Annotated in this window: 7 protein-coding genes; 3 read left to right on the forward strand and 4 right to left on the reverse strand. The window is 34.6% G+C overall.

Features of this window, described 5'->3' with window-relative positions; all coding sequences use genetic code 11:
* Nucleotides 1-887 precede the first annotated feature (887 nt).
* Nucleotides 888-1,523 (reverse strand): hypothetical protein, encoded by a 636-nt coding sequence (locus JCM10991_RS10630; protein ID WP_025021466.1) that lies wholly within the window; start codon nt 1,521-1,523, stop codon nt 888-890.
* Between the two features lie 28 nt (nt 1,524-1,551).
* Complete coding sequence (locus JCM10991_RS14680; RefSeq protein WP_025021467.1) at nt 1,552-3,876, reverse strand: phage tail tip lysozyme; 2,325 nt, start codon at nt 3,874-3,876, stop codon at nt 1,552-1,554.
* A gap of 199 nt (nt 3,877-4,075) precedes the next feature.
* On the opposite strand from JCM10991_RS14680, the gene JCM10991_RS10640 reads away from it, so the two are divergent.
* The 3 genes from JCM10991_RS10640 (at nt 4,076) to JCM10991_RS15445 (ending at nt 6,459) form a co-directional block, all read left to right on the forward strand.
* Nucleotides 4,076-4,420, forward strand: coding sequence for a DUF6568 family protein (locus JCM10991_RS10640; RefSeq protein WP_161628284.1), 345 nt, complete (start codon nt 4,076-4,078; stop codon nt 4,418-4,420).
* Nucleotides 4,421-4,442: 22 nt separating this feature from the next.
* Nucleotides 4,443-5,741, forward strand: a complete 1,299-nt coding sequence (locus JCM10991_RS10645; protein ID WP_025021469.1) for a hypothetical protein — start codon at nt 4,443-4,445, stop codon at nt 5,739-5,741.
* 316 nt (nt 5,742-6,057) lie between these two features.
* Nucleotides 6,058-6,459 (forward strand): CPBP family intramembrane glutamic endopeptidase, encoded by a 402-nt coding sequence (locus JCM10991_RS15445; protein WP_162149525.1) that lies wholly within the window; start codon nt 6,058-6,060, stop codon nt 6,457-6,459.
* A gap of 187 nt (nt 6,460-6,646) precedes the next feature.
* Here the strand turns inward: JCM10991_RS15445 and JCM10991_RS10655 are convergent, their stop codons facing one another.
* Together JCM10991_RS10655 and JCM10991_RS10660 are read right to left on the reverse strand one after the other, a co-directional pair.
* Nucleotides 6,647-7,030 (reverse strand): hypothetical protein, encoded by a 384-nt coding sequence (locus tag JCM10991_RS10655; protein ID WP_023859304.1) that lies wholly within the window; start codon nt 7,028-7,030, stop codon nt 6,647-6,649.
* 3 nt (nt 7,031-7,033) lie between these two features.
* Complete coding sequence (locus JCM10991_RS10660; protein ID WP_023859305.1) at nt 7,034-8,137, reverse strand: ParM/StbA family protein; 1,104 nt, start codon at nt 8,135-8,137, stop codon at nt 7,034-7,036.
* Nucleotides 8,138-8,194: the final 57 nt, after the last annotated feature.

Raw genomic sequence — 8,194 nt, forward strand, 5'->3', positions numbered from 1 at the left:
TATAAAGGGACAACCAAAAAAAATTAGGATATATAATAATTCAAGAATTACTTCTAAATTTAGGTAATCCATTTTTAGTGCTTCGCACTTAGATACAGATCCATATAATTTAGCATCCCCATTACGATTTAACTAATCCTCTAATTAAGCAAAAAGACAACCAACGTTTAACTCGAGCTACTTAATTCTTGAACATCTTTTCTTTGCTCTAGCATCCTGTTCTGTTCTAATTAGGAAATACTACAAAGCTAGGCTGCTGTTAGCTAGGTACCTAAACAACTGAACGCTTAATCGCTAAATACTTGAACTACGAGCAAGAGCTAAATAAATCAACTAATCAATCGGGATGCTTTAATCAACCACAGATCCATTCGGCAACAATCAACCCTAAGATAGCCATACTAGATACAGCACTCAAAAACCCACTCATTTTTACTTTTAACGCATCCTAGCCTCAACAACGTATAATTAGACCAAAAACGTTTATTATACGTCTAAACGAAAAATAGAGGCATTTAAGAACGTGCTATTCAATATGCAAAAAACATCACACAAAGATAACGTATCGACCACTTAGTTTAACTTAATCATAGTCCAAGCTATAATATCTCCATAGAGTACCATATTTTAGCCACTGTACCATTCTAAATTAATGCATAGGCAATTATGCCAAAACGACATTTAGACGCTTAAATCGAAAAATAGAGGTTAAAAATAACATATCTACTTTTTCAAAAAAAGTATAGGTAAGGGCACATTTTAGTGTACATAACAACGTAAAGACGTAAAGAAATATTAAAAATGCAAAGAAAAAAAGGCGCTATTAACGCCTTTTCCTCATTAGCCAATCATTCAAAAAGAAAATTAGTTTTTAATAATTGGTAGTATTAGTTTTTCTTACTATAGTCTGGATTTGAAATTATCTTGCCATCCTTATCGTATTTCTCATAGTATCCATTTGCACTTTGCCCTGCTCCTGTATTGTAGAGCTTAAAGGCATGGAATTGATGAGATATTACCGAGTACTTACAAGATACAAAGCGCATTGGCGTACCATCCTTAGAAAAAATAAATATTACCTGATAATTAGAGCCAGTAAGTTTGCCAATTTTATAACTACCTTCCCAATCAGTACGTCTGTTCCAAGGCATCGCAATTGGATTATATTGATCATTTTCATCAGTTGATTTTAGTAAAGAACCAAGTTTAAGTTGAATATCTTGATAATCTTTGTTGCCCTTAAGTTTGCCAACCCCTATTTTAGATGTCAATTCAGTAAAGCGTTTTTCTTGTTCAACTACTTCGTTAGCTTTTTTCTCAACTACTTCATAGGTCGAATCAATATATTTAACCTTTCTTTTTTCGCTATCCAAAGATTTCTTTTGCTTTTTCAATGATTCTAAATTTTTAGAATAAACAATATTGTTATTTCGAGCTTTATTATACGTATTAAGCGAATAACCAAAGAAACCGACTAAGGTAAGCGCTAAAACGAAAATTAATATTTTTTCCTTATTTTCCATCTTAAATTTTTAGCCTTTCCAAAAAAATTTAATCTTTTGCTTTCGATACAGGGCGAGCCACAATACAATCAGCTGCACCGGCCCAACCATAGAAGGAGTAGTTCATCTTTGACTTAGAAACAGAGTCACTACCACCGCCTTCATTCCAGATTGGAGTAGAAGAATTTAACAAACCATCACCATCAGAAATACCTTTTGGATCCGCTGCTAAAATAGCGGTATGCCCGTTACTACCTGAACCACCAGTACCTTTTAAGTTAGCGATAACAATATCACCGGCTTTGGCTTCTGATATAGGAATTTCCTTAAGGTATTGTTTTGGTCCTTGAGCATCATTTGCCATTGACATTGTAAACCAACCACCTTCAGGAACCTTGTACCCAGCCAGTTTTAATACTAACCATACGTAACCAGAACAGTCAGTATCCCCGTTACGGTTAACATCGTCAATACTATCAAGCTTACCATTTTTAGAAACGTGTGGTAAAACAGGACGACTATTTTCATAAGTGAAGTAGCCTTCAAGAGCTTTTGCAATGCTTAAGATGTTTCCATCCGCAGCACCAAGATTACCACCATTTCTACAGTTAAGGTTATTAAGTGCTGATGCAGTTGCCGAATTTAACATCGCAATAGCACTAGTATTGCCATCAACCATTGCTTGTAATTTTGATTCATCACCTTTTTCGCTTTCACCATGAAAAAGAGAGTATGCTTCTTTACCTGCTGAAAGACGTGATTCAAGGTTAGGTACACCTGCACGCTCCATATATTTCAGCCATGCAGAAATCGAGTTTTCAATATCATCAGATCCCTTTGTCGTGGATAAAAATTGTGGGAATCCTGTGTGCTTTTCAACCTCGATAAAGGACAGTAACTGATTATCAGCAGACCAAGAATTATCCCAAGATTTTGTTGCTTTAACAGCAGTTAAAGTAGCTCCTGTAAACTGGAACAAACCTTTACCACCACCACCGCCAATTTGATCTTGATCTAATTTATGAAATCCAGCACTTTCCGTATAAGCATTACCCAAAATACCAGCGGCTTGTACACCGTTAAAACCATGTTTTATACTAGCGTCCCATAAATCTTTTGCAATACTATATTCTTTTGTCCCCTTTTTAGTCCATTCTCCACCAACCCCTGATTCAACATCAGCACTGGGAGAAAGTGCATTCGAACTATTTTGTGTTGAACATAGACCGGGGTAAGAAATATTACGGTCACGGAGTAATTCATACCCCGTATAACCAATAGCACTAAGAGGAGCCAGCATTAAGGAAGCGCCAACCGTTGTTGAAATCACATTAGTAGCTGTTACCCCCAAAGAGCCAAGCACAGTCTTACCGATTACAGCTGAAGCTTGTAAAACAGCTTTTAAACCGTTTAATAACATTGCTCCAAGTGCTTTACCTAATTTTGCCCCCATAGCAAGTAATGGACCTAAGTTACTTAAAAGCTTACCTGCTAAAAAGTTCAGCCCAGACCATATACCACTTAGTAATTTAGGAACACCGGCAGCCGTTTGACCAACAACACGCAGTCCTTGCCCGGTTATCGCCCAGTGTGCAAGTTTAGGAACAGCACCGAGGCCTCGTTCAACACCGCCCCAAAGTCCATTAAAAGCATACTTAGCACCACCCCACATAGTAGCAAAGGGATGTTTTAAAATAGCACCAGATTTAATTGCCCCCCAAGCCCCTTTGGCACCATTCCATAAATAAGTTCCAGAACCTTTAAGAAGATATCCGACACCATTGCCAAGCATTTTAACCGCAGGACCTAAAACAGGAAAAGTAGTCGCAACGTCCCATACCCTATTAGCTAAGTGTACCGCACCACTTATGAGCTTGCTAAGACCGCTAGCAGCTTTATAAGCTCCATAACCTACTAACAGTTTATCAGCATTCGCCGCTCCAGCCGATATAACCTTTTCCCCACTCTGCCTCAGACCACTTGTAGCTTTATTACCAATAGCATTAATATCTTTATCACCATCGTTGCTATCGTCATTTTTCTTTTCATCATCAGTACGAGCATCAAGCAATCCACCATCGTCATCTTCGGGATTCTTATTATCTTTACTTTCATCTTCTCCAGTATCTTTTGAAGACCTTTTTATACCAAAGGAATCTTTAGCAAGGTTCTTAGCACCCTCCACTGGGTTTAACTTAGACTTAATATCACTAAAAGTATCACTAAGTTTTTCACTTGCATCAGATTTAAAATCTTTAGCACTTTGATTACTACCATCAACGTTAACATCAGAATTTGTATTAGTATTATTTTCCGCAAGCTTTCGTTTTTTATCGTCTCCATCTGGTCCAAAATTTTGACCCGCAAATTTCAAGTTATTACCTCCTTTAGTTCGTAGTCAATGACTTTTTTCCTAACACAATAAACAATTTGGGGGCAAACTAGTATATAATTAAAACGAGGTGATTTTTTTGAAAAAAATACAATCTGTTTCGTTAATTATAATACCTTTAGTTATAATAATACCATTGTTTTTTATACGATATCAATTACGATACTCTATGAGGGACAAGGTGAAAGAAGTCTATGATATCAACGTTTTTGAGCAAAAAAGCTTTGCACAAGATAAAATTATCTACGAATATATATATAGACCGAGTTGCCAAGATTGCAAAAAGGTTAGAAAAACCGTTGTTCCTGCATTGCACGAACTTAACAAAACTCAAAATGTGATTACGCTTAATGTTGACGATAATGCTATTGCTACCCTTGTTAGAAACCAAGGTATTCTTCATACTCCGTCTATTCTTGTTAAAAGGCACAACAAAACAATCTATCAATACCAAGGAACTAACAAAGCTAAATGGAAAAAGATTGTTAAAGGGATCAACCCTACAACTAACAAGAAATTTCAATAGAAAATTCAACGAGGATTAATTTATGAGAAAATTCAAAGTACCTAAAATTCATTTCTATGTCAGGCAAAACGTTCTTCAGATACTAGAAAGTGGTGCTAGATACACCTTAATCTTATTTCTAGCCTTTTTCCCTACACTCATGGTTGCCAACTATCTTAATGCTATTTCTCTAACGGTTAAGGCATCTAACAAACAATTACTTAACACGTACAACCTTGTTGATTTACTGACAAGGTTTTCTGTACTCGTATTAGGAATTGTTGGTTATAAAGTCATGACTCGTCTTAAACTAAAAAAGAGATTTACAAAAATTATCCTTGCTTTTCTTGTAGTCATTGCTATCGTTAGCGTTTATACGTGGGTAACCAATAATATTTGGAATTTATTTAATTCTGGGATGACAAACTTGTTTATCTACACCATATATCAAACGCTCTATACCTTTTCCGCTACTGGAATTATCTTTGTTCTTAGCGTTGCTTTAAAAAACATTATTACTGGCATCCAAAAATTTAGAGTGGTAAAGATAGTCTTATTCTACTTAGGACTAGTCCTTTCCTTGATTGAAACGGGGATGATTACTTTTTCTAGCCATGTTTACGGGAAAAAAGAAGTTGGTGAAGGTTATGTAATGACGCATCTATATAGATTTCAATTATTGCTTTTAGCGCTTATTCTATCTGCATATGTCTTTTATGGGCTGAACAAAATCAAACAAAAAAAGACTCTCGTTTATTTTGGAGTCTTAACACTATCCATCTTAGGTGGAACTATCTCTGGCCTCTTCCTGTGGAAGCAGCATATTTTATTAAACTATTTCTTACTAACGTTTTTTGGAATAGTAAGTTTAATACCAATACTCAAAGGCATTACTAGTATTAGATTTTCACCTAAAGAACTTACTAACCTTGATTTATATGCGCCTCTTAAGAACAATCTCAAAGAAAACAGCATCGCAATAGCTCTATTTATTGCATCTCTTATGGGTGCTTATCTGATTCTCTGGTTAGGTCAACTGTATTTCGCCTTTGTCACTAAGACATTTGCTGATTTTACACCTAACATGTCTTACCTGTTGTACTTTGTTAACTCTTTATTTAGTGGTTTAGCAGTCGCTATTATTTATCTTGCTATTAAGTACGTCAGAGCAAGAAGCCAAGTTAGAGTAATCAAACATCGGAGTCTGAGAAGTGCCAAAAAATTTACTGGTTATCGTAACTTGAGCTCAAACAGAAACTCGCAACAACAAAAGCAAAAAGGCACTCAAAAATCAAGCAAGAAACCAAGCATCAAGTACAAAAACAGAAAAAAAACACACTAAGAAAAGAGAGAAGTAAATGCTAACTAACACATTCAACTTTATAATAAAAATAATACAACCTGAAAATAAAAAAACACTCACAAGATTCATTATCAGTTTCTTGTTATTAATTCTTGAGCAGATAGCTTTAGGAGTCTGGAGCGTTCATAAGAATAGTCTATCTTATACAGTTGCCTTTTTACTCATCTTCGCATTTTTCCTAACGGTGATAGATGCGACAATCAGAAATACAACCAATATCAACAGTAATTCAAGTCCTAGCGGCTTTAAAAGAATAATAAAAGCAACATGCTTTGTTATCGTTATGTACATCGTTTTGGCAATTAGTATTTATTTATCTAGTAAAGTTGGTATTGTTACCAAAGATTCCGAGAATACTAAGCACATCTTAAAATTGATAAATTATGGTGGATTATCATCAATGGTAATGCTTGTTTATGTTGTAGTGCTTGCTCCAATTGCTGAAGAATACATTTTTAGATACCTAATGATCCCTATAAATGGATCACGAATTTCAAAGTACGTTTCAGCAGCTATTTCTGCTTTACTATTCTGTTTTGCCCACATCGGGACTGATTTAACCATTGCTAACGTTATTAATTACGGTATAATTTCGATTTTCTTAACGGGAAACTATTTGATTTTTAAGGACATTAGACAAAATATGTTGAATCACGTGGGATGGAACTTAGTAGTTATGATAATAACTTTAATCTGATTTGCCTTATTTGAAGCAATAGAATATAATAATTGAAAAAAGCAAGTGTTCCAGCACTTGCTTTTGGGATTAGGTCGGTGACGACCAAAAATGTTAAAATGTTATTTCAGCCGTCTATCGACGGCTTTATTTGCGTTTACGAAACTTTTTTGAAGGTTCCATTTACGTTTTTAAAGCGTATATAATTTTATTTTAGAATGCCACCATTTGTAATTTTTCGGTGAATTTTATTTCCCGGCCTTTTCTCAGATACCGTTCTATCGTTTGGCATATTTGGCATTGCTTCACCTTGTTGCTTATATTGTTCAACAACTCTCGTAGGTGTATCAAATTCTGAAGAAACGTCCATGCTATTAGCACTATTGTTGGGTTCTTGAAATTCATTTCTTGTATTAATCTGTGCATTTAAGTTATTACTGAGTGATACAGACACACTATCTTGTTTCATAAGTTCACGCAACCCAAGTATAACAAGAGCTTTTTTACTAAAAGGAGATGACTCCAAAAATTGAATAATATCCCCTTCTTTTTCATAATCCAAAGCAACGTATATTCCTTTATTTTTTCCCATCGACTAATCGCCACCATTTTCTAAAATTTGTAGTCGCTTGATATATCCGTCAACATTAGCCATTTCACTATTAGAAACAAATACAGTGCGTTCATATTCTTTATTAAAAGCATTGTCGATAATTTCTTTATCAACAATATTTGCACCGCCACCAGCAATCATCACAAAATCTAATGTTTCAGAATCACGATAAGCAAGTTGGAACTCTTCTACAATACGGCGAGTCCAATCTTCAATACTTTCTACAACAATATCAGTTATATCAATTTCCTTGCGTCTGTTGACTTTATATACAAAACGATAAGTATTATTTTCAATTCCTTCTCTTACTAGAGATTCAATCTCATTATGATTACCCTTTATATTGTATTCTTTCATAAGTCGACTACGAATATCATTAAATAATTCAATAGCACCCATTCTAAGTTGAATAGCTTTATCTGTTACAAACTGTCCATACTCTACAATAACAAATTGTAAGTCTCCGCCTCCAACATCAATAATTGCTAATCTACTTTTATTGTATTCATCATAACGATCGAAATCTTCTTGATCTCCAATACCTTCCACAATATCAATTCCTTTTAAAGCAGTTGAAAGGAAAGAACCATATGGCTGAGGAACAAAGTAAACTTCATCAACTGTAAAGTTAACCACTCTCTCCTCACCATTATTATTATAAATCACTTCATGCTTACCAGAAAAGATTTTTCGAACATTTTCGATATTTTTATTGTTTTGAAAATCTTCACTTGGTAAACCTGCCATCAAAGTAATTTTTAAATTTCCTTTTTTGGAACTCAAATGATTTTTAGCATATCTAGCAATAGCAGCAATAGCTAAAAATTTAAAAATTTGATTATCAACATAACGATCCGTACTAGTTTGAAGTCCACTACGTGCATTAATAAATTTTTTGACATCTTTTCCGATATAGCAAGATTCATTATCAATGGTGTATAATTCAAAATCTTCTAATTTAGACTCACCATATCCTGAATAATCTTTTTCCCTAACAAGAGAAGTTGGAATAATGTCTGTCATTTCTCCATCACTTGTTTTAATTTGACGATTTCCTAAGTCAATCGCAAACAATACATTTGACATAATAAAAGTCCTCCTAGTTGTTGTCATCTGTTTACATATTAAGTATATCACGTCGTG

This window comes from Ligilactobacillus equi DSM 15833 = JCM 10991, assembly GCF_000615765.1.
Lineage (GTDB): Bacteria > Bacillota > Bacilli > Lactobacillales > Lactobacillaceae > Ligilactobacillus > Ligilactobacillus equi.